We start from the raw sequence: 20,527 nt of genomic DNA, 5'->3' as shown, positions 1-20,527 counted from the left end.
GACCATGACGGAGGGCTGGGGCTACACCCGTTCGATGATGGTGGCGGTGCCCATGCCGGCGCCGATGCAGAGCGTGACCAGGGCGGTGTTCAGGTCGCGGCGCTCCAGTTCGTCGAGCACGGTGCCGAGGATCATCGCGCCGGTGGCGCCGAGCGGATGGCCCATGGCGATGGCGCCGCCGTTGACGTTGATCTTGTCATGCGAGATGTCGAATGCCTGCATATAACGCAGTACGACGGCGGCGAAGGCCTCGTTGAGCTCGAACAGATCGATATCGGCGATCGACATGCCGGCGCGCTTCAGGAGCTTTTCGGTGACATCGACCGGCCCGGTCAGCATCAGCGCCGGATCGGAGCCGATATTGGCGAAATGTTTGATGCGGGCGCGGGGCTTCAGCCCCATCGCCTCGCCGCCGGCCTTCGAACCGACGAGGACGGCGGCCGAGCCATCGACGATGCCGGATGAATTGCCGGCGTGGTGGACGTAAGTGATCTTCTCGATTTCCGGATGCGCCTGGATGGCGACGGCCTCGAAGCCGCCCATCTCACCGGGCATCTGGAAGGACGGGTTGAGGCTCGCGAGGTTCTGCATCGTCGTCGTCGGACGCATGTGCTCGTCCTTGGCGAGGATCGTCAGGCCGTTCTGGTCCTTCACCGGGATGACCGACTTGTCGAAATAGCCATTGTCCCAGGAATGGCCGGCGCGCTTCTGGCTCTCGACGGCATAGGCATCGACGTCATCGCGGGAGAAGCCGTATTTGGTGGCGATCAGGTCGGCCGAAACGCCCTGCGGCATGAAATAGCCGGGAAAATTGACGGAGGGATCCATATACCAGGCGCCGCCGGACATGCCCATGCCGATGCGCGACATAGATTCAACGCCGCCGGCAATGACGATGTCGTCGGCGCCGCAGGCGATCTTCCCGGCCGCCAAGTTGATGGCGTCGAGGCCCGACGCGCAGAAACGGGAGATCTGAATGCCCGGCGCCTTCGTGGAGTAGCCGGCCTCGAAGGCGGCCGCCTTCGGAATGACGGCACCGGCTTCGAACACGGGATCGACGCAGCCCATGATGATGTCGTCGACGGTGGACGTATCGAGCCCGTTGCGGTCGCGGATCGCCTGCAGCACGCGAGCCGCGAGCCGCGGTGTCGGCACCTCGTGCAGAGCGCCATCCTTCTTGCCCCGCCCGCGCGGCGTGCGCACGTGGTCGTAAACGAAGACTTCGGTCATTGTGTTTTCTCCCTATCGGCGATTGGCCGTAAATTCATTGTTTTCCTCCTCTCCGCAGCGTGGAGAAGTGCCAAGCAACGCGAGGCGATGAGGGGTCTCCGGTAAAGCCGGAGCCAGAAAAAGCCGCGCCTTCTGCGCCCCCTCATCCGGCCCTTCGGGCCACCTTCTCCCCGCTAGGGAGAAGAGGCAAGCTCAATCAGAACGCATCCGCGTCGAGCGCCATCAGCGTATCGGCGCCGGCTTCGATGCGGGCCTTGCGCAGGGTGGTTTCCGGCATGATGCGCTCCATGAAGAACTTGGCCGTGACCAGCTTGTTCTTCAGATAGACTTCGCGGGTCGTGTCGCCGGCGGCAAGCTTTTCTTCCGCGGTCTTGGCCATCTTCGCCCACATGTAGCCGAGGACGACGAGGCCGAAGAGGTGCATGTAGTCGGTCGATCCGGCGCCGACATTGTCAGGCTTGACCATGCCGTTGCCCACGAACCACATGGTCGCGGCCTGCAGGTCGTTCAGGCCCTTCTTCAGGCCCTTGGTATAGGAACTAAGCTTCTCGTCGGAGCGGTTTTCCTCGCAGAAATCGCCGATTTCCTTGAACAGCGCGGTGATCGCCCGGCCGCCGTTCAGCGCCAGCTTGCGGCCGACGAGGTCGAGCGCCTGGATGCCGTTGGCACCTTCGTAGATCATCGCGATGCGGGCGTCGCGGACATACTGGCTCATGCCGTGTTCTTCGATATAGCCGTGGCCGCCGAAGACCTGCTGGGCCATGACGGCATGGTCGAAGCCCTTGTCGGTTAGCACGCCCTTGAGAATCGGCGTCATCAGGCCGAGGATGTCGTCGGCGATCTGGCGATCCTTTTCATTGTCGCTGCGATGGGCGATGTCTGATTGGAGTGCCGTCCAGAGCGTGAAGGCGCGGCCTGCCTCGTTGAAGGCCTTGATGGTCATCAGGACGCGGCGGATGTCGGGATGGACGATGATCGGATCGGCTTGTCTCTCCGGTGCCTTGGCGCCGGAGAGCGCGCGGCCCTGGATACGGTCGCGCGCGTAGTTGGCGGCGTTCTGGTAGGCGACTTCGGCGATCGAAAGGCCCTGCATGCCGACCCCGAGGCGGGCTTCGTTCATCATCACGAACATGGCGTTCAGGCCCGTGTTCTCCGCCCCGATGAGATAGCCCGTCGCGTCGTCATAGTTCATGACGCAGGTCGAATTGCCGTGGATACCCATCTTGTGCTCGATCGCGCCACAGGAGACCGTGTTGCGGCCACCAACGGAGCCGCCAGCCTCGACGTGGAACTTCGGCACGATGAACAGCGAAATGCCCTTCACCCCTTCCGGCGCGCCTTCGATGCGGGCAAGCACAAGATGGATGATGTTGTCGGCCATGTCGTGTTCGCCGGCGGAGATGAAGATTTTCTGGCCGGTAATCCTGTAGGAGCCGTCAGCCTGCGGCACAGCCTTCGTGCGCAGGAGGCCGAGATCAGTGCCGCAGTGGGGTTCGGTGAGGTTCATGGTGCCGGTCCACTCGCCCGTCACCAACTTCGGTAGATAGGTTTCTTTCTGGGCGTCGGTGCCGTGAACGAGGAGCGCCGCGATCGCGCCCTGGGTGAGGCCCGGATACATCATCAGCGCCATGTTGGCCGAGGACATAAACTCGCCGACGGCGGTGTGCAGCGTGTAGGGCAGGCCCTGGCCGCCGAATTCCTCCGGCACGGCAAGTCCGAGCCAGCCGCCCTGGCGGTACAGATCGAACGCCTGCTTGAAGCCCCTGGGCGTCGTCACCGTAGCATCATCGTGGCGTTTGCAGCCTTCTTGGTCGCCCGAGAGGTTGACGGGGAACAGGACTTCCTCGGCAAGTTTGGCAGCCTCGCCGACGATCGCTTCGATCATGTCCGGCGTCGCATCGGCAAAGCCGGGAAGATTGTTGTAGCGCTCGATGCCGAGCACGTCGTTCAGAATGAAAAGCGTGTCTTCTACCGGGGCCTTGTAGCTGGGCATATGTCGTGTTCCTCACCTCTAACCCTGTCACGGGGCAAACCATCACGGGTGCACCATGTCAATTTCAACATGCTACAAAACTTTGACGTTTGCGTAAACGTCAAAATTGAAGGAGGCGATAACTTTACCGCTCGGCCCTGTCTATGGCCCGCATATGGATGTGTCGAAAATCGCCGCCTGAAAGCCTCCCCGGGGACCAGCATGCGCGGAAATCGTTAAAAAATTTTCAGCCTGGTTAACGGCTTATTTACCACGTTTGCCGAAAGTGCGTGCTGAGATGGTCAAAGCTGCATCTGTTCTGTCTTCGTTGCAGCTTTGCCCGGGTTGGTGCCGGAGTATTCTGAGGCGGGACATGCCTTGCTGACGCCGGGATTCCGATCAAGGCCGATGAAAGAGGCGAAGAACGATGAACGCATCGCGATCAAATTCCCCACGCCCTGGCGCCCAGTCCTATGGCGACAGGTCGTCCCTTGATGCGCTGAACCGCACGATCGAAGGGCTGGAAGCGCGGATCGAGGGATTGATGGGAACCACCGCGCGTGATCCGCGCGGACGCGCCGCGATCGAAAGCGATATTCCCGCAGCCCGGCCCGACCCGATCGCGGAGATCATGCAACGCCAGCGCACTCTGACAGCGACCCGCGAGCGCGATGTCGTTCGCGAACGTGTGCAACAGCGCGGGCCGGAGCCACTCAGCTATGACGAGCGCCGCGCCGCACCAGCCCAGCCACAGGTCACGCCGGGACGCGACGTGCCGGCTTCGCCGCAATTCAGCGAACGGCTGCGCCGCGAGCCCCATCGCAGCGAGCCCCATCGCAGCGAGCAGGTCCGCCGGGAGCCGCTGCGCCACGAACCCGCGCGTCAAGAATCGCACCGTTTGGAACCCCAGCGCCAGGAACCCCAGCGCCAGGAGTTCCTACACCGCGAGCCCGTTCGTAACGAGGCCCTGCGTTCGGAGCAATTCCGAAGCGAGCCGCAGCGTCCGGATCCGGCGATGACCGAGATTGCTCAGGCTCTGGTCGGCCTGCGTCAGGAATTGAAGAAGGACATCGCCGACGGACTTTCCCGCGAAATGAATGCCCTGCGCACGGAAATCCGTGGCATCACGGTCGATGCAGCGCAGGACCAGTCGGTGGCCGAGGATATTCGCGGCGACCTGCAGAGGCTTTCCGACAGCATCAACCAACTCGGCCGACAGGCATCCCCGTCGCAGGCCGACGCGCTCAAGGTCGAGTTCGACGAAATGCGCGCCATGATCGACGGCCTTGCCCGCGAAGACAGCGTGCGCCGCATCGAAAGCCGCTGGACCGGCGTCGAAGACCGGATGAATGCCTTCGATTCGAACCGCGACGACGAACTGGTGGCGCTCGCCTACCGGCTCGACGAAATCAAGTCGCACATTGGCTCGATGAACAGCGGCCCGGCCTTGCATGCCCTGGAAGACAAGCTGGTCTCGGTTGCCCAGGCAATCGAGATAATCGGCCGCCATATGCAGCCGGACGATCGCCGCCTCGCCTCGCAATTCGCCGATCTCGATGCGCGTCTCGATGAAATCAGCCGTGCCATCGTTGCGAGCGGCCGCACTGCCGGCCCCGACAATACCGGTGTGAACCGCGTCGAGGGTCGCCTTGCCGACCTTTCGCGGCAGATCGACAGTCTCCAGCTCCCATCCGACACCGGCCTCGGTGCCCGCATAGAAGCTCTGGCCGCGCGGGTCGAGGAACTGACGAACGAAGAAGCGGCGGTGCGTCTCGAAGAGCGCCTCGACCAGCTGTCGCTGATGCTGGAGCGTGCGCAGAAGGTCTCCGCCCAGCCGGATCTGACAGGGCACCTCTCCGATATTTCCCGCAAGATCGATGCACTCGACCGGGGCTTCGTCAACGATGTTCTGGCCGAGCGTCTCGACGACCTCGCCCGCCGGATCGACCGGCTGGATACGCCTTCCGCCGGCTATGACGGTGAGGACCGTTTCACCCGGCTCGAAGGCCAGCTTTCGGATATCGCCATCCGTCTCGAAGAAACCCATGCCGCCCCTTACGACGACAGCGAGATCCTGCGCAGCCTGCAGGACCAGGTCGCCAACCTGTCAAGCCTCGTCAGCCAGCCGCGTGAGGCCGTCCCCGCCGAATTCGAAGGCCGGATGAGCGCGCTCGAGGACTATCTGGCGACCAGCGACGAATATATCATCGAGGCCGCTCGGCAGGCGGCCGAGGCGGTGATGGAGGCCTATGCGAGAAATGGTGTCGTACACACGGCTTCCGGCGGAACGGACATGGCAGCCATCTCGGCGCTTGCCGACGACTTGAAGGTTCTCGAAGACCTGAGCCGTTCGAGCGAGGAGCGCACGGCGCGGACCTTCGAAGCTCTGCATGAGACGCTGGTTCATATCGCCGAAAAGCTCGAGCGTTTGGAAGAACTCGGCTTCGAGCGCGAGGAGGTCCCGCGCGCCTTTGGCACACGCGGGCAGGACAGCCAGCCGCACATGCCGAAGGCGGCGCAACCGGTTTTCGAGATGGAGGACGAGCCCTTCACCGAGACTGATTTCGGCCACCATCACGAGGAACTGAAGCGCAACTTGCATGGGCTTGCGGCAGAAACCGATACCGATGCGTCGGCTTCATCGCGCGAAGAGGTCGCGGAGGCGGTTCAGATCGTTTCCGAACAGGCCAGCGTGTATCAGGACGATGTGAAGATGAAGGCGGCTCCGTCCGTCAAGACCGGTCTTCTCGCCGGCCTGACCAAGCGGTTCTCCGGCAAGCGCAGCGAACCGGCGCGCGCGGCGGAACGCCAGGTCGTCTACCCGACGCCGCCGATCGACGCATCGGAAGTCATCGAGCCGGAAGTCGCCAACCAATTGCTGGAGCCCGGGTCCGGCGTGCCCGACGTCAAGAAGATCCTGGAGCGCGTGCGGGCCGGCCAGGCCGACCGCAATGCGCCACCGAGCGAGGCGGACAAGGCGGATTTCATCGCGGCCGCCAGGCGCGCGGCCCAACTCGCCGCCGAAGAAGCCGATGCGCTGAATCGCGGCAAGAGCGGTGCTGCCGCGTCTCCGGTCGGCGGCGCCTTTGCCCGTCATCGCCGCCCCATCCTGATGGCGGTCGGTGCCGTGCTGTTGGCGATCATGTCCTATCCGCTGGTCAACACGCTAATCCGCGGCGACCGGGCGCCGGTCGAGGTACCCGTTGCTGTCATCGAACAGCCCGCGGCCAGCGACTTGCAGGAAACCGCGAATATTGCCGCGGCGACGGCGGGCGGCGACAACGACGTCGAGCCACTAAGCACGCTGCAGCAGGAAGAAGCCAAGGCCGGACAGCCGGCCGCCGCGCCGCAGACGGTGCAACTGGAAACCTCCCTAACGGAGACGAAGCTGCCGGAGGCCATGGAGGCCAAACCGGAAACGGTGACTGGCGCGGCGCAGATGCTTTCGCCCGCAGCCTCGCTGACACCCACTGATGCGGCGGTCGGACTGGATGTCGCCAAGGATGAGGCGGGCAAGACCAGACCCCTGACGCCCTCCGCCGGTACCGAGACCGCAGTCATCGTTCCCGCCGAGATCGAGTCGCAGGCGCTCGCCGAAGCCGCCCGGAAAGGCGATCCGCTGGCGCTGTTCGAGGTCGGCGCTGTCTACACCGAGGGGCGCGGCGTCAAGATCGATCTTGCCGAGGCGGCGAAGTGGTATCAGCGCGCTGCCGACGCGGGCGTCGTTCCGGCCGAATACCGGCTGGCGAGCCTCTATGAAAAAGGCACCGGCGTTGCCCGCGACCTGAACAAGGCGCGCGCGCTCTATCTGCAGGCCGCCGAGAAGGGTAACGCGAGCGCCATGCACAATCTCGCCGTCATGCTTGCGAGCGGCGACGAAGGGGCTCCGGATTTTGCCGGGGCCGGAAAATGGTTTGCGATGGCGGCCGATCGCGGCATCCGCGACAGCCAGTTCAATCTCGCTATCCTCTATGCACGCGGCAACGGCGTGAAGCAGGATCTGGAAGAGTCCTACAAGTGGTTCGCAGTTGCCGCACGCGATGGAGATGCCGATGCCGGCCAGAAGCGTGATGAGGTGGCCAAGGCCATGAGTGTGGAGCAGTTGACGAGCGCCAAGGCGAAGTTCGCGACCTGGAAGCTGACGCCGCTCGACGCCACGGCCAATTCGGTCGACGTGCCCGACACCTGGGTCGGCAAGGGCGTGAAGACCGCTTCGATCGACATGAAGAAGGCGCTGCGCAACATCCAGGCCATCCTCAACAACAACGGCTTCGATGCCGGCCAGCCGGACGGCGAGATGGGCAAGAAGACCATTGCCGCCATCAAGGCCTTCCAGAAATCACTCGGCCAGGAGCCGACCGGCGAGATCACCGACGCGCTGGTGAAGGAACTGCTGAAGCGAAACGGCTGAAGTTTTGGAGGCGATCGCTTTTGACCGGCAGAGTTTCCAAAACGGCGTCTGCGGCCGCAATAATGCCGCAGACCAGCCGGACAAGGATGCCTGCAACGGGTTAGGCCTCAAGCCTTGCAAAAGGTTGACAGCTCAAGCCCCGGGGCGCATGACGGAACGACGTTGAATTCGCAATTTCGAATTGGTTTTCAGGCCTGTTCCATTCCAAATCTCCTGTGGTGAATCACTTGCCACTTTGATGTTTTCCACCCGCCTTGCGGGCTATTGGCGTATTTAGAGGTCTGGCCGTGACGGTGTATCTGCCCATTGCAGAGTTGTCGGTGAACATTCTGATCATTCTCGGCATGGGCGCGGCCGTCGGCTTCTTGTCCGGCATGTTCGGCGTTGGCGGTGGCTTCCTGATCACGCCGCTCCTGATCTTCTACAATATCCCGCCCGTCGTCGCAGTCGCCACGGGCGCAAACCAGGTCGTTGCCTCCTCGATTTCCGGCGCCATCACCCATTTCCGTCGCGGCACCATCGACATCAAGCTCGGAACGGTGCTGCTGGGCGGTGGCCTGGCCGGCGCCACGCTCGGCATCTGGCTTTTCGCGCTTCTGCGGCGCATGGGTCAGCTCGATCTGGTCATTTCGCTCGCCTACGTGATCTTGCTCGGCACGGTCGGCGCGCTGATGCTGTGGGAAAGCATCATCGCCTTGCGCCGTGCTGCGAAAAACGAGACGGTGACGCTGCGCAAGCCAGGGCAACACAACTGGATCCACGGACTGCCGCTGAAGATGCGGTTCAAGAAATCGAAGATCTATCTCAGCGTCATCCCGGTCGCCACGCTCGGCTTCTGCATCGGCGTCCTGACCTCGGTCATGGGGGTCGGCGGCGGATTCATCATGGTGCCGGCGATGATCTATCTGCTGCGCATCCCGACCAGTGTCGTCGTCGGCACCTCGCTGTTCCAGATCGTCTTCGTTTCCGCCTATACGGTGATCGTCCAGGCGACGGCCAACTACACGGTCGATATCGTGCTCGCCTTCGTGCTGATGATCGCCGGGGTGATCGGGGCGCAATATGGCGTGCGCGTCGGCCAGAGGCTGCGCGGCGAGCAGCTCAGGGCGCTGTTGGCGCTCCTGGTCCTGGCCGTCGGCATCCGTCTTGCCATCGAACTCGTCATCCCGCCGAAGGAAATTTATTCGGTCGTTTCCGCGGGGCTCGGCTTCTGATGCGGATCGTCGCGCGCCTTCTGCTGCTCTGTCTCGGCTTCGTTGCCCCGCTCGCTGTGCATGCAGAGCCGATGGACTTTACCGAGAAGCTCGACATCGGCATCTCGACCGACGAGATTTCCATCACCTCGGACTTCCGCGGCGCTGATCTGACGATTTTCGGCGCCATTGACGGCTTCAATACCAACCTTCTGGCTCAGGGCAAATACAACATCGTCGTTGCTCTCGAAGGACCGAAGGAAAACACCACGGTGCGCAAGAAGGAGCGTATCTTCGGCATCTGGATCAACACCAATTCGATGACCTTCGAGCTGGTGCCGGAATCCTATTCGCTGTCGAGTACGCGCGACATCGAGACGATCGCGCCGCCCGGCGACATGAACAATATGGGCATTGGTGTCGCGCACATGCCGCTGACGCCGATCGGCTATATCGGCGACGGCAGCAATCTCACCGAATTCCGCGACGCCTTCCGGCGCCTGAAGGAAACGACGGGCGTCTACCAGCGCGACCCGGGCGGCGTGCAGTTCATCAGTTCCAGCCTGTTCAAGGCCTCGGTGCGGCTGCCCGCCGACGTGCCGAACGGTGTTCACATCGTGCGCGCCTACCTCTTCCGCGATGGTGTTTTCGTTGCCGCCAAGGCGCTGCCGCTGCGGGTCGTCAAGACCGGTCTCGAACAGGCAATCACCCGTGCCGCGCATGAAAAGCCGCTCTTCTACGGCATTACCGCCGTGCTTCTCGCCGTCGTCACCGGCTGGCTGGCAAGCATCGTCTTCCGCCGGGACTGATACGGGTTTGCCGCAGCGGAAAAACAGGCTATTGCGGTCGAGAAGCATCGAAAGGCCGCCAGCAGGCCGGTGAAAGGCCAACGAAAGGATTGTCCGATGAAGCCGATTTTCGTCCAGTTGCAATGCGCGCCCGGCAAGACCTACGAGGTCGCCGACGTGATCTATAAGAAGGAAATCGTTTCGGAAATGTATTCGACCAGCGGCGATTACGACCTGCTGATCAAGGTCTATGTCGAGGAAGGCGAGGACATCGGCAAGTTCATCAACGACAACATCGCGACGGTTCCGGGCATCAACCGCTCGCTGACGACGCTGACGTTCAACGCGTTCTAGCAGGCCTGCGCGGTCCGGCCGCCGCCGGATGTCTTCTCGGCATGCACGTCTTCGGAGTGATCTGAACCGTTGCATGCGGTCGCGCGAGAGCTCGCCGGACATGTGAATCCGGCGCAAAATTTCCATGTTTCCAAACGTTTTGGCACCCGCTTTGAAGCGCTCAAAACGCATATGCGCTCTGCGCGATTTGCCGCCAGAAAAACCGTTTGCATTTTGAAATCGGATTTCTTACCGTAAACCAGTTGCGAAACGAAATCGGTTATCGGAGAAGGAAGCGAGATGGGTAAGGTTGTCGTCTGGAATCTGATGTCGCTCGACGGTTATTTCGAAGGCGCAAAAAAGTGGGACCTGGATTTCCACATGCTGGTCTGGGGGCCGGAGCTGGAAGCGCTGAGCAAGGAGCTCGGCGCGAATGCCGAGGCGCTGGTTTTCGGCCGCGTGACCTATGAGGGCATGAAGGCCTATTGGACGGCAACGGAGGACGAGACCGAGATCAAGACCTTTATGAACGCGCTGCCGAAGATCGTTGCGTCCCGCACGTTGAAGGAGGCGGACTGGAACAACAGCCGCGTCGCCACCGACGTCACCGCCGAACTCAAGCGTCTGAAGCAGGCTTCGGACAAGAACATCTACATCTTCGGCAGTGCCGAACTGGTCGCCTCGCTTTTGGCGGATGAGGTGATCGACGAGATCATGGTCTGCATCGTGCCGGTTCTGCTCGGGCAGGGAACGCCGCTCTTCAAGCCCGCGGGCGAACGCAAGCCGCTCAAGCTGCTTGAATCCAGGCCGCTGCAGTCCGGTGGCGTTATTCTGCGGTACGAGACGGAGAAGTCTGCGGCCTAACCGAGGAGGTTGCTGTATCTCACCGAATAGATACGGTCCCGGCCGAGCATATGGGCGACGAGGCTCTGGCGGTCGAAGAGGCCGTGCATAGCCTTGTGGCGAAGGTCAAGGCCGCCGGTGGTGACGCCGAAGGCGGGCATGATCAGGCGCCTGCCATCGGTGGCGAAACAGGCGCGGCGGACCCTCTTTTCCCGCCGGGTGACGGTCGCTGCCGGGTGGAGGTGTCCGGCAATCTCGCCGGCGGCGGCGTCCTTCGCCGGTTCGTGGCGGAAGATCAGGCCGGCGTAGTGAAGTTCGTCGGCGGATGAGCCGGGCAGACTGACGGTGCCGTCTGGATCGTGATTGCCATTGATCCAGATCCATTCGCGGCCGCGGGCCATCGTCTCGATCATCTGGCGGAAAAGCTCCGGCATCAGGGCCGAGCCGACGCGGTCGTGGAAATTATCGCCGAGGCTGATCACCATCTTCGGATTGTGGCGGCAGATGATGGCGTCGAGAATGCGCAGCGTCGCCAGCGTGTCATAGGGCGGTAAAAGCATGCCGCGCCGGGCAAATGCCGAGCCCTTTTCCAGATGCAGGTCGGAAACGACGAGAATGTCGAGATCGGGCAGGTAGAGGCCGCCGAGCGGATCGCAGACGGCCGCCACGCCGTTGATCACGGTGCGGGCAGATAGCGCCGGATTGTCCGGCAGGGCGGCGATGGCGTGGGCTATGCGATGCATGGTTCCGGCTTTGTCTTCTGTTCAATGACTTTCTAGGGTCTGCAGTGACCTTTTGCGCGTCAACTGACGCGCGGCACTGTGGCCACCACCTCGCCAAACAATTCGTCGGCGGCTTCGGCAAGCAGGAAATCCTGCGCTTCGCCGCCGACCGCTTCCCTGCCGATCTCGAGCATGACCGGCACGGCCAGCGGCGAAATCTGCGTCAGCGGGCGATGGGTGATGTGGCCCTTGATTCGCGACAGCATATCGCCAAGCCGCTCGATTTCCAAAAGTCCGGTCGAGGCATCGTTGCGGGTGGCTTCGAGCAGGATGTGGTCGGGCTCATGGCCGCGCAAGACGTCATAAATGAGGTCGGCCGACACCGTCACCTGCCGCCCGCTCTTTTCCTTGCCCGGATGGCGCTGGTCTATCAGTCCGGCGATGATCGCGCAGTTGCGGAAGGTGCGCTTCAGGAGGAAGCTCTCGTTCAGCCAGGCCTCCAGGTCGTCGCCCAGCATGTCCTCGTCGAACAGGTCGGCCAGCGAGGGGCGATGTCCCCTAAAGGCCGCGCCGAGATCCTCCAGGCCCCAGACGGCCAGCGAATAGTCGGTCGCGACGAAGCCGAGCGGCTTCAGCCCGGCGCGGTCGAGCCGCCGTGTCAGAAGCATGCCGAGCGTCTGGTGGGCGAGCCGCCCCTCGAAGGCGTAGATCACCATGTAATGCCGGCTGCCGCGCGGAAAGGTCTCGATCAGCAGTTCGTCCTCCTTCGGCAGCATCGAGAAGTCCTTCTGCAGCGACAGCCAGTCGCGCACCTGGTCCGGCAGGCTCGCATGACGAGCGGGATCGGCCAGCATCTTGCGCACCTGCTGGGCGAGGTAGGTGGACAGCGGAAACTTGCCGCCGGCATAGGAAGGCACCTTGGGATCGAGCGTATACCCTTGAGACACCAGGCATTCGTTTTCGCGGATGCCTTCGAAGCGCAGTACCTTGCCGGAAAACAGGAAGGTATCGCCCGGCGACAGCATTTCGAGGAAATACTCCTCGACCTTGCCGAGCGGCATGCCGCCGCGCCCGAGCGCGCCGCGGGCATTGCGCTTGACCATGCGCACGTTGAGCATCGGCGATTCGATGATGGTGCCGACGTTCAGGCGGTATTGCTGGGCGATCAGCGGGTTGGAGACGCGCCAGAGGCCTTCCTTGGTTTTGCGGATCTTGGCGTAACGCTCGTAGCTCCTGAGCGCATAGCCGCCGGTCGCGACGAAATCGACGATGCGCTCGAAGGTCTCCCAGGTGAGATCGGCATAAGGCGAGGCGCTGGTGATTTCCGTGTAGAGCGCCAATGGATCGAACGGGGCGGCGCAGGCCATGCCAAGCACATGCTGGGCAAGCACGTCGAGCGCACCCTTGCCGACAGGCGGCGTGTCCTGCGCGCCGATATAGTTGGCGTCGAGGGCGGCCTGGCACTCCATCACCTCGAACCGGTTGGCCGGCACCAGGATGGCGCGGCTCGGCTCGTCCATGCGGTGGTTGGCGCGGCCGATGCGCTGGGCCAGGCGTGAGGCGCCCTTCGGCGCGCCAACATGGATGACCATGTCGACATCGCCCCAGTCGATGCCGAGATCGAGCGTCGAGGTGGCGACGACGGCGCGCAGCCGGTTTTCCGACATCGCCGCCTCGACCTTGCGCCGCTGGGCGACGTCGAGCGAGCCGTGATGAAGGGCGATCGGGAGATTGTCGTCATTGATCGTCCAGAGCTCCTGGAACACCCGTTCGGCCTGGCTGCGGGTGTTGACGAAGAGCAAAGTGGTCTTCTGTCCGCCGATCGCCCGGTAGATATCGCCGATCGCATAGGCTGCGGAATGGCCGGCCCAGGGGACATGCTCTTCGGTGGAGAGGATTGAGATGTCCGGCCGCGCGCCGCCGGTCACCGTGATCACCCCGGCATGATTGTTTTCGCCCGCTTTCTGGGGGCTGAGCCAGCGCTGCAGGTCCATCGGCTCGGCGACGGTGGCGGAGAGGCCGATCGCCTGCAGCCCGGGCGCAAGCTTCCTGAGACGCGCAAGCCCGAGCGACAGGAGATGGCCGCGCTTGGAGGTGACGAGCGAATGCAACTCGTCAAGCACGACATATTTCAGATCCTTGAAGAAGCGCTCGGCCTCGCCATTGGCAAGCAGAAGCGCCACCTGCTCCGGTGTCGTCAGGAGAATATCCGGCGGATTGAGCTTCTGGCGCTGGCGCTTGGCTTGCGGCGTGTCGCCGGTGCGGTTTTCGATGCGCACCGGCAGCCCCATCTCGCCGACCGGCTTCATCAGATTGCGCTCGATATCGACCGCGAGCGCCTTCAAGGGCGAGATGTAGAGCGTGTGGATGCCGGTGAAGGTCGAGCCCGGCGGAATTTTTCCGCGCCCCGTCAGCGATACCAGCGACGGGAGAAACCCGGCGAGCGTCTTGCCTGCCCCGGTCGGCGCGATCAGCAGCATGCTTTCGCCGCCCTCAACGCGGGAGAGGAGCTCCAACTGATGCGCGCGCGGCTGCCACCCCTTGTCCGCGAACCAGCGCAGGAAGGGCGGAGGGAGGAGCAGCGAGGTTACTGCACGCGCGGCGGAATCGATCTGGTTCACGCGGGTGAATGTAGATCAAATAGCGTGGATTTGAAGAGTGCGGTTTGCGGGGCGAATGACCATGCCGCGATGAGAGAACACTTCCGCTCTCTCCGCATTGGTACTATTCTTGCAAAAAACCAGAAAGGAGAGGGGCATGCCGTTGTCAGCACCTGGTGAAACCGTCATTCCGCCCGACGAGCATATCCTGACCGTGCAGGAGGCACTCGAGCCACTCTATCAGAAGCTCGAGCAGGAAGTGGAAACCAAGTTGGTGGAAGCCGCCGTCGATGCGGGGTGGTCTCCTTATGATGCCTTGAACGCCATCGATCAGCTGAAAAAGCATGATGGTTTGCAATGACGCCTTGAACGACGGAAGGTCGGGCGTGCCCCTTACATCGCGATATAGCGATCCTTGCGATGGTTTACCGCCAGCGTGATGTTCATCACCAATGCGCCGGCGATCGAGCAGATGATGATGTAGGGGCTGGCGAGAAAAAACGAGCAGGCGACGATGGTGCAGTCGAAGCCGAGCTGGACGAAGCCGGCGCGCCAGCCGAAGCGGTCCTGGAGATAGAGCGCCAGAATGCCGATGCCGCCAAGGCTGGCGCGGTGGCGGAAGAGCGCCAGCAGGCCTGCGCCGATGACAAGGCCGCCGAACAGCGCCCCGATGAGCGGATCGACGTGGGTGAGGCCAAGCGCCCGCGGCAGGACTTCCGACAGGGTTGCGGTGATGGCGACGGCGGCGAAGGTCTTCAGCATGAAGGCAAGGCCCATGCGGCGGAAGGCGAGATAGTAAAAGGGCAGGTTTGCAGCAAAGAAGCTGGCGCCGAAGCTGAAGCCCGTTGCGTAATGGATGAGAAAGGCGATGCCCGGCACGCCGCCCGTCAACAGCCCGGCGCTGGACAGGAGCGTGATGCCGAGCACCGCAAGCATGCTGCCGGAGACAACGCCCTGCACATCATCGGCAATCGAGTGCCGTTCGGCGCTCGAAGCCATCAGCGTCGCAAAGACCGATTTTGCCGGTGTTGCCATCATTTTTGTCTGCCCCTTGCTCTTGGAAATTCCCTTCTATCCTCCGCTTTGCCAAAGGCAAGCGCGGGGGGCGGATTTTGGCGGTTGACACGTGCGACTATCATGGATAAAAAATATCCATGATTTGAAAGGGAGAGACCGGTGAAACTGGGTGAGGGTGTCGAGCAGGCCATTCACAGTGTTGCGATGCTGTCGGGCCTTTCGCAGGGCGGGGTGCTCTCGGCTGCAGCGATCGCCGAGTTTCATGGTGTCTCGACCAGCTATCTCTTGAAGCATCTGCAGGCGCTCTCAGGCGCCGGCATTCTCGATACGATGCCGGGGCCGAAAGGTGGCTACCGGCTGGCAAGGAAGCCGGCCGACATCACGCTGCTCGACATCGTGCTTGCCGTTGAAGGGCCGGTGCCGGCCTTCCGCTGCAGCGAAATCCGCCAGCGCGGGCCGAACCCGTTGCCGAGCCGGTATTTCGCCAAGCCCTGCGGCATCTCCGCCGCCATGCTGAAGGCCGAGCAGGTCTACAGGGCGGAGCTGGCAAAGACCACGATTGCCGAACTCGGGCGCGCTTTGGTCGAGGTCGATGATGGCGGGATCGCAGCCAGGGGCTGCGCCTTCCTTGAAATCCATGAACGCAAAACGGCTCGCTGAGCCATCACAAAGGAGAAGACCGATGCAGACTCGTCTCGATATGACCAAAGCCTCGCCGGAAGCCTTCAAGGCCGTGCTCGCGCTTGAAAATTTCGTCCAGAACTCCGGGCTGGAGCGCCGCTTCATCCACCTGATCAAGCTGCGCGCGTCGCAGATCAACGGCTGCGCTTACTGCGTCGACATGCACGTCAGGGAATCGCGTCATGATGGTCTGAGCGAACAGTGGATCAACCTAATGTGCGTCTGGCGGGAATCGCCGGTTTACGATGCCCGCGAGCGGGCTCTGCTCGGCTGGGTCGATGCGGTGACCAACATTGCCCAGACAGGCGCTCCCGATGACGCCTACGAGACGCTGAAGGCGCATTTCTCGAGCGAAGAGATCGCCAAGATCACCGTCGCCATCGGCGCCATCAATGTTTGGAACCGGATCGCTGTCGGCTTCCGCTCGCAGCATCCGATCGACAAGCCGGCAAAGGCTGCTTGAGGGAAAAGCCCCTCACCCTAGCCCTCTCCCCGCAAGCGGGGAGAGGGGATGACGGAGGCTGCCGCTTGTCCCTTCTCCCCGTTTACGGGGAGAAGGTGCCCGACAGGGCGGATGAGGGGCAGTCTTTAAAGCGCGATATAGCGGTCGGCACGGTGATTGATGGTCAAAAACAGATTGAGCACCACGGCGCCGAGCACTGAATAGAAGACGACCGGCGGCGCGGTGACGAAGAAGGCGGCGGCCAGCACGCAGAGATCGATGGCAAGCTGGACGAGACCGGCACGGATGCCGAAACGCTCCTGCATGTAGATGCCGAGAATGCCGACGCCGCCGAGGCTGGCGCGATGGCGGTAGAGCGCCAGCACGCCGTAACCGAGCAGCAGGCCGCCGAGAAGGGCTGCCCAGGCCGGGTGGATGCTGGCGATCTGCAACACCTGGCCCTGGACATTGGTCAGCAGCGAGGTGATGCCAATGGCGATGAACGTCTTCAGCGTGAAGGCCATGCCGAGCCGCTTCCACGACAGGTAGAAGAACGGCAGGTTGAGCAGGAAGAAGGCGAGACCGAAATTGACGCCCAGCGTATAATGCAGGAGGAAGGCGACACCGGCGGTGCTGCCCGTCAGAAGACCGGCGCTGGCAAGCACGTAGAGACCGAGTGCTGCGACGAGGCTGCCGGAAAAGATGCCCTGCACATCCTCGATCGGCGTGTGGCGCGTTGCACTGGTGTTCCAGAAACCAAGTGCATTGATAAGGCTCATGGCTCGATCTCCGAAGGCCGCTACGCATCCGGGCTGGCCCGAACGGGTGAAATCTATGAATGAAGGTGCAGGTGCGCGGCGGTGATGATCGACAGCAACGCTTGTGTGCAATGCAGCAATTATCGGAATTCGCGCCGTTCGATCAAGCAAAATATGTAAGCAATGCTGACCTATTTTAATTTCGCAAGAAAAGTTCGCTCAGGCTGGTTTTTTCGTAAGGAAAAGAATGCCGGAGACGGGTTTTCCGCCATCATTGCGAATCGTGGTCTTAAGGATTTCGAGTATGTCGAGCCCAAAGCGCTTGCAGAGCTGCCGGATGTAGCTTTCCGAATGCGCGTAGCGCAGGGATTCGCGTAAAACGAAATCGCGGTCCTCTCCGCCGTCCTCGACGGAAAAGGCAAACAGGCCGCCACCGGCAAGCAGCTTCGACGCGATGATGAAGACGCTGTCGAGATTGCCGAGATACATCAGCACATCGGCAGCGGTGACGAGGTCGGCACGGTTTTCGGCGACCTTGCCCTTGGCAAACAGGCCGGAACGTTCGGGCGGCAGGGAAAGGTCGGCCTGCGCAAGCCGGTCGTAGATGCCTTTGTCTTCGGCCTTGGCAAGCATGTTGGTCGAGATATCGAAGCCTTCGAGATGATCCGCCTTGTCGCGGATGCGCTCGCCGAACAAGCCGGTGCCGCAGCCAAGATCAATCACATGGGCGAAGCGATCGTTGCCCGCATCGATCGCAATCAAGGCGGCGAGTTTTGCAGGAACGGAATAATCGAGCTTCTCGACCAGCGCCTTGTCGAAGCGGTCGGCGTAGTCGTCGAAGAGCTGCGCCAGATAGAGGCTGGAAGGCTGCTCCGGTATCTCGGCGCCGCCGAGGAGAGCGAGTTTCAGGCCGGCGCCGAAAATATCCTCGGGGTTGAGCTCGAGAACTTTCCTCAGGGCTGCGATTGCCGCCTCTTTGCGGCCGGATTTCTCCTGATAGTCGGCGAGACGGAACCAGCCGGCCGCCCAGTCGGGAACAAGCTCCAGTGCCTGGGACATCAGGTCGGTGGCGCCGGCGTGATCGCCACTGTCGGCAAGCATGTGCGCATATTCGGCGCGGCGGTCGGCAATCAGGTCGCCGGAGGAAAGCTGGTTGAGGTTCATGGTTTCTGCGCCTCGATTGTGCCCTTGGGCTTTGACCGGTTGTTGCGTGTGAGGGTAGAAATGGCAAGCGGCGATTGGGACGGCAAGGGGTCTCGCCAATCTTCGCGGCTTGCGAGCGGCGCCGTGGCGGCTTATGTCAGGCAAAACAGGAGAATCATGGGCCATGGCCGATGGAGTGAACAGATTTCTGGGCGATACGCCCGGCCGGGTGATCGTCAAGCTGTTGGTGGTGTCAATCATCGTCGGTTTCGTCATGGCGGTGTTCGGCTGGACGCCCTATGGCATTCTCTACACGGCCCGCGACTTCGTTCTCGACCTCTGGCATTCCGGCTTCGCGGCGCTCGGCCGCATCGGAGACTATCTGCTGCTTGGTGCGGCCATAGTCATTCCTGTCTTCATCATCCTGCGTATTCTCAACTACCGGCGGTAACATGCACGATCAGGACTTCCTCGCCCCCCGGCGCGCTCTTCTGCGGTCTGGAGCGCTTCTTTCACTCGGCTTTCTTGCCAGTTGCGGCACGCCCAGGGTGACCCCGAGCGGCAACGGCAGCGATCAGACGGAAGCGACGCTCGGTTATGTCAACGACCTCAGAAAACAGAACGGCGTCAAGCCGCTGGTGCGCGACGCGGCGGCGGCGCAGGCGGCATTGTCGCAGGCGGCCCGCATGGCCAGGTCCGGCAAGATGGCGCATCTGATCGGCATGGGCGACAGTTTTCTCGAGCGTATGAAGGGCGAGGGCGTCGCCCTGCCGGCGGCAGAAAACATTGCCATGGGCCAGGACAGCGCCGAAAACGTCTATGCCGCCTGGTACCATTCGCCCAAGCATCTGGAGAATATGCTAGGCGCGAACTATGGCGGCCTCGGCGTCGCAGTCATGCGAAATCCGGCTTCCGGAAACCGGCCCTATTGGGCCATGGTGCTTTCGACCGCCTGATTTGATTCCTGGATTCGCGGCTGGCTCTTGAGGACGAAGCATGACGGCAGCGCATACGGCCGATATCGGCGAAAACACCCAAGGGGGAGGTCCCTTTCTTGTCACCAACCGGCTGATCCTGTCGATCGCCGTGCCGATGACACTGGGCTTCCTGACGACGCCGCTGCTCGGGCTGGTCGATACGGCCGTCGTCGGACATATGGGGCAGGCAACGCTGCTTGCCGGTCTTGCGATCGGCGCCATCCTCTTCGATCTTTTGTTCAGCACCTTCAATTTCCTGCGCTCGGCCACAACCGGCCTTGTCGCCCAGGCTTTCGGGCGCGGCGATAAGACGGAAGAGCAGGCCGTTTTCTGGCGCTCCCTGATCATCGCAGTGGTCTGCGGAACCGCCATCATCCTTTTATCGCCGTTGCTGCTGGCCCTCGGACTATGGCTGATGGCGCCGGGGCCGGAGGTGGCGGCGGTGACGCGCGCCTATTTCCTCTGTCGCATTCTTTCCGGTCCCGCCGCGCTCGCCAACTACACCATCCTCGGCTACGTGCTCGGGCGCGGGCAGGGGACAACGGGACTTGTGCTGCAGACGCTGATCAACGGCATCAACATCGTCTTGTGCATTGTCCTCGGGCTTTACCTCGGCTGGGGCGTAACGGGGGTTGCGCTGGCGACGGTGACGGGCGAGGTGGTCGGCGCGATCGTCGGATTCGCAGTCGTCTATGGCCGCTTCGACCGCACGGTTTCGCCGAGCTGGGCATCGATCATCGCCCACGATCGCCTGAAGCCACTGTTCGGCCTCAACCGCGATATCATGATCCGCTCCTTCGTCCTTCTTGGCGCCTTCACGCTGATGACACGTATCGGCTCCTCTCTCGGGCCGGTGACACTTGCCGCCAACGCGGTGCTAATGACGATCTTCCTCGTCGCGGGCTATTATCTCGACGGGCTCGCCAACGCGGCTGAACAACTGACGGGCCGGGCGATCGGCGCACGCTTCCGGCCGGCCTTCGATCGGGCCTTGAGGATGACCGCGATCTGGTCTCTCGTTCTGGCCGGTTTTACCACCATCGCCTTTTTGATTTTCGGCGACAGGCTGGTCGATCTGTTGACGACGGCAGAAGATGTGCGGGCGGAAGCCTATGTCTATATGCCCTGGGCGGCGATCACAGCACTGGCAGGGGCGCTGGCCTTTCTGATGGACGGCGTCTTCATCGGCGCCACCTGGTCGCGCGACATGCGCAACATGATGCTTGCCGCCTTCGCCGGCTATATTGCCGCCCTCTGTTTCTTGGTGCCGACCTTCGGCAATCACGGGCTCTGGGCGTCGCTCAACCTGTTCCTGGTGTTTCGCGGCCTTTTCCTGATGGCGCTGGTGCCACGCCGTTCGGCTCAGACATTCTATAAGGGTGTGATGTGACCCGAAAACCGCTTCACACTTTTCGGC

The 20,527-nt window shown here is 62.4% G+C and carries 18 protein-coding genes; 11 read left to right on the top strand and 7 right to left on the bottom strand.

Annotated elements, in window-relative coordinates; all coding sequences use genetic code 11:
* Positions 1 to 21 precede the first annotated feature (21 nt).
* Together ACSQ2Z_RS19455 and ACSQ2Z_RS19450 are read right to left on the bottom strand one after the other, a co-directional pair.
* A complete protein-coding gene (locus ACSQ2Z_RS19455; RefSeq protein WP_436082716.1) occupies positions 22 to 1,230 on the bottom strand; it encodes an acetyl-CoA C-acetyltransferase in 1,209 nt (402 codons plus the stop codon).
* Between the two features lie 196 nt (positions 1,231 to 1,426).
* A complete protein-coding gene (locus ACSQ2Z_RS19450) occupies positions 1,427 to 3,223 on the bottom strand; it encodes an acyl-CoA dehydrogenase C-terminal domain-containing protein (RefSeq protein ID WP_436082715.1) in 1,797 nt (598 codons plus the stop codon).
* Between the two features lie 406 nt (positions 3,224 to 3,629).
* Between ACSQ2Z_RS19450 and ACSQ2Z_RS19445 the strand changes: the two genes are divergently transcribed.
* The 5 genes from ACSQ2Z_RS19445 (at position 3,630) to ACSQ2Z_RS19425 (ending at position 10,791) form a co-directional block, all read left to right on the top strand.
* Positions 3,630 to 7,613, top strand: coding sequence for a peptidoglycan-binding protein (locus tag ACSQ2Z_RS19445; RefSeq protein WP_436082714.1), 3,984 nt, complete (start codon positions 3,630 to 3,632; stop codon positions 7,611 to 7,613).
* Between the two features lie 287 nt (positions 7,614 to 7,900).
* Positions 7,901 to 8,827 (top strand): sulfite exporter TauE/SafE family protein, encoded by a 927-nt coding sequence (locus tag ACSQ2Z_RS19440; protein ID WP_436082713.1) that lies wholly within the window; start codon positions 7,901 to 7,903, stop codon positions 8,825 to 8,827.
* Positions 8,827 to 9,615: a TIGR02186 family protein gene (locus tag ACSQ2Z_RS19435; RefSeq protein WP_436082712.1), complete on the top strand. Its 789-nt coding sequence runs from the start codon at positions 8,827 to 8,829 to the stop codon at positions 9,613 to 9,615. Before ACSQ2Z_RS19440 ends, ACSQ2Z_RS19435 begins: the two co-directional genes overlap by 1 nt.
* 96 nt (positions 9,616 to 9,711) lie before the next feature.
* The gene (locus ACSQ2Z_RS19430) at positions 9,712 to 9,948 is read left to right on the top strand and encodes an Lrp/AsnC ligand binding domain-containing protein (protein ID WP_112847795.1); all 237 of its coding nucleotides are present in this window, start codon (positions 9,712 to 9,714) and stop codon (positions 9,946 to 9,948) included.
* Between the two features lie 279 nt (positions 9,949 to 10,227).
* A complete protein-coding gene (locus tag ACSQ2Z_RS19425; RefSeq protein ID WP_436082711.1) occupies positions 10,228 to 10,791 on the top strand; it encodes a dihydrofolate reductase family protein in 564 nt (187 codons plus the stop codon).
* Here the strand turns inward: ACSQ2Z_RS19425 and pdeM are convergent.
* Positions 10,788 to 11,513 carry a ligase-associated DNA damage response endonuclease PdeM gene (gene pdeM / locus ACSQ2Z_RS19420; RefSeq protein WP_436082710.1) on the bottom strand — a complete coding sequence of 242 codons (726 nt, stop codon included), beginning with the start codon at positions 11,511 to 11,513 and terminating at the stop codon, positions 10,788 to 10,790. The two genes, ACSQ2Z_RS19425 and pdeM, sit on opposite strands and share 4 nt — an antisense overlap.
* 59 nt (positions 11,514 to 11,572) lie before the next feature.
* Positions 11,573 to 14,113, bottom strand: coding sequence for a ligase-associated DNA damage response DEXH box helicase (locus ACSQ2Z_RS19415; RefSeq protein WP_436082709.1), 2,541 nt, complete (start codon positions 14,111 to 14,113; stop codon positions 11,573 to 11,575).
* A 136-nt stretch (positions 14,114 to 14,249) separates the two neighbouring features.
* Between ACSQ2Z_RS19415 and ACSQ2Z_RS19410 the strand changes: the two genes are divergently transcribed.
* Positions 14,250 to 14,453 (top strand): hypothetical protein, encoded by a 204-nt coding sequence (locus ACSQ2Z_RS19410; protein ID WP_037119950.1) that lies wholly within the window; start codon positions 14,250 to 14,252, stop codon positions 14,451 to 14,453.
* 32 nt (positions 14,454 to 14,485) lie between these two features.
* Here the strand turns inward: ACSQ2Z_RS19410 and ACSQ2Z_RS19405 are convergent, their stop codons facing one another.
* Positions 14,486 to 15,127, bottom strand: a complete 642-nt coding sequence (locus tag ACSQ2Z_RS19405; protein ID WP_436083130.1) for a YitT family protein — start codon at positions 15,125 to 15,127, stop codon at positions 14,486 to 14,488.
* 141 nt (positions 15,128 to 15,268) lie between these two features.
* On the opposite strand from ACSQ2Z_RS19405, the gene ACSQ2Z_RS19400 reads away from it, so the two are divergent.
* Both ACSQ2Z_RS19400 and ACSQ2Z_RS19395 read left to right on the top strand, forming a co-directional pair.
* Complete coding sequence (locus tag ACSQ2Z_RS19400; protein WP_436082708.1) at positions 15,269 to 15,769, top strand: RrF2 family transcriptional regulator; 501 nt, start codon at positions 15,269 to 15,271, stop codon at positions 15,767 to 15,769.
* A gap of 22 nt (positions 15,770 to 15,791) precedes the next feature.
* Positions 15,792 to 16,253 (top strand): carboxymuconolactone decarboxylase family protein, encoded by a 462-nt coding sequence (locus tag ACSQ2Z_RS19395; RefSeq protein WP_436082707.1) that lies wholly within the window; start codon positions 15,792 to 15,794, stop codon positions 16,251 to 16,253.
* Between the two features lie 125 nt (positions 16,254 to 16,378).
* Here the strand turns inward: ACSQ2Z_RS19395 and ACSQ2Z_RS19390 are convergent, their stop codons facing one another.
* Complete coding sequence (locus ACSQ2Z_RS19390; RefSeq protein ID WP_436082706.1) at positions 16,379 to 17,011, bottom strand: YitT family protein; 633 nt, start codon at positions 17,009 to 17,011, stop codon at positions 16,379 to 16,381.
* A gap of 198 nt (positions 17,012 to 17,209) precedes the next feature.
* Positions 17,210 to 18,154, bottom strand: a complete 945-nt coding sequence (locus ACSQ2Z_RS19385) for a methyltransferase domain-containing protein (RefSeq protein ID WP_436082705.1) — start codon at positions 18,152 to 18,154, stop codon at positions 17,210 to 17,212.
* Between the two features lie 163 nt (positions 18,155 to 18,317).
* Here ACSQ2Z_RS19385 and ACSQ2Z_RS19380 point away from each other — a divergent pair, with 163 nt between their 5' ends.
* From ACSQ2Z_RS19380 to ACSQ2Z_RS19370, 3 genes are read left to right on the top strand one after another with little or no spacing between them, the layout of a single operon-like run.
* A complete protein-coding gene (locus ACSQ2Z_RS19380; protein WP_436082704.1) occupies positions 18,318 to 18,584 on the top strand; it encodes a DUF6460 domain-containing protein in 267 nt (88 codons plus the stop codon).
* 1 nt (position 18,585) lies between these two features.
* Positions 18,586 to 19,089 (top strand): CAP domain-containing protein, encoded by a 504-nt coding sequence (locus tag ACSQ2Z_RS19375; RefSeq protein WP_436082703.1) that lies wholly within the window; start codon positions 18,586 to 18,588, stop codon positions 19,087 to 19,089.
* Positions 19,090 to 19,129: 40 nt separating this feature from the next.
* Positions 19,130 to 20,500 carry an MATE family efflux transporter gene (locus ACSQ2Z_RS19370; RefSeq protein ID WP_436082702.1) on the top strand — a complete coding sequence of 457 codons (1,371 nt, stop codon included), beginning with the start codon at positions 19,130 to 19,132 and terminating at the stop codon, positions 20,498 to 20,500.
* Positions 20,501 to 20,527 lie beyond the last annotated feature (27 nt).

Origin of the sequence: Pararhizobium sp. LjRoot235 (assembly GCF_964254145.1) — a bacterium.
Taxonomy (GTDB): Bacteria; Pseudomonadota; Alphaproteobacteria; order Rhizobiales; family Rhizobiaceae; genus Pararhizobium.
This window is presented reverse-complemented; position numbering and strand designations above follow the sequence as displayed.

What these genes read in the sequence shown, in the direction of transcription:
- ACSQ2Z_RS19455 (WP_436082716.1), bottom strand. Translation starts at nt 1,230, where the DNA reads ATGACCGAAGTCTTCGTTTACGACCACGTGCGCACGCCGCGCGGGCGG.
- ACSQ2Z_RS19450 (WP_436082715.1), bottom strand. Translation starts at nt 3,223, where the DNA reads ATGCCCAGCTACAAGGCCCCGGTAGAAGACACGCTTTTCATTCTGAAC.
- ACSQ2Z_RS19445 (WP_436082714.1), top strand. Translation starts at nt 3,630, where the DNA reads ATGAACGCATCGCGATCAAATTCCCCACGCCCTGGCGCCCAGTCCTAT.
- ACSQ2Z_RS19435 (WP_436082712.1), top strand. Translation starts at nt 8,827, where the DNA reads ATGCGGATCGTCGCGCGCCTTCTGCTGCTCTGTCTCGGCTTCGTTGCC.
- ACSQ2Z_RS19430 (WP_112847795.1), top strand. Translation starts at nt 9,712, where the DNA reads ATGAAGCCGATTTTCGTCCAGTTGCAATGCGCGCCCGGCAAGACCTAC.
- ACSQ2Z_RS19425 (WP_436082711.1), top strand. Translation starts at nt 10,228, where the DNA reads ATGGGTAAGGTTGTCGTCTGGAATCTGATGTCGCTCGACGGTTATTTC.
- pdeM (WP_436082710.1), bottom strand. Translation starts at nt 11,513, where the DNA reads ATGCATCGCATAGCCCACGCCATCGCCGCCCTGCCGGACAATCCGGCG.
- ACSQ2Z_RS19410 (WP_037119950.1), top strand. Translation starts at nt 14,250, where the DNA reads ATGCCGTTGTCAGCACCTGGTGAAACCGTCATTCCGCCCGACGAGCAT.
- ACSQ2Z_RS19405 (WP_436083130.1), bottom strand. Translation starts at nt 15,127, where the DNA reads ATGGCAACACCGGCAAAATCGGTCTTTGCGACGCTGATGGCTTCGAGC.
- ACSQ2Z_RS19395 (WP_436082707.1), top strand. Translation starts at nt 15,792, where the DNA reads ATGCAGACTCGTCTCGATATGACCAAAGCCTCGCCGGAAGCCTTCAAG.
- ACSQ2Z_RS19390 (WP_436082706.1), bottom strand. Translation starts at nt 17,011, where the DNA reads ATGAGCCTTATCAATGCACTTGGTTTCTGGAACACCAGTGCAACGCGC.
- ACSQ2Z_RS19385 (WP_436082705.1), bottom strand. Translation starts at nt 18,154, where the DNA reads ATGAACCTCAACCAGCTTTCCTCCGGCGACCTGATTGCCGACCGCCGC.
- ACSQ2Z_RS19380 (WP_436082704.1), top strand. Translation starts at nt 18,318, where the DNA reads ATGGCCGATGGAGTGAACAGATTTCTGGGCGATACGCCCGGCCGGGTG.
- ACSQ2Z_RS19375 (WP_436082703.1), top strand. Translation starts at nt 18,586, where the DNA reads ATGCACGATCAGGACTTCCTCGCCCCCCGGCGCGCTCTTCTGCGGTCT.
- ACSQ2Z_RS19370 (WP_436082702.1), top strand. Translation starts at nt 19,130, where the DNA reads ATGACGGCAGCGCATACGGCCGATATCGGCGAAAACACCCAAGGGGGA.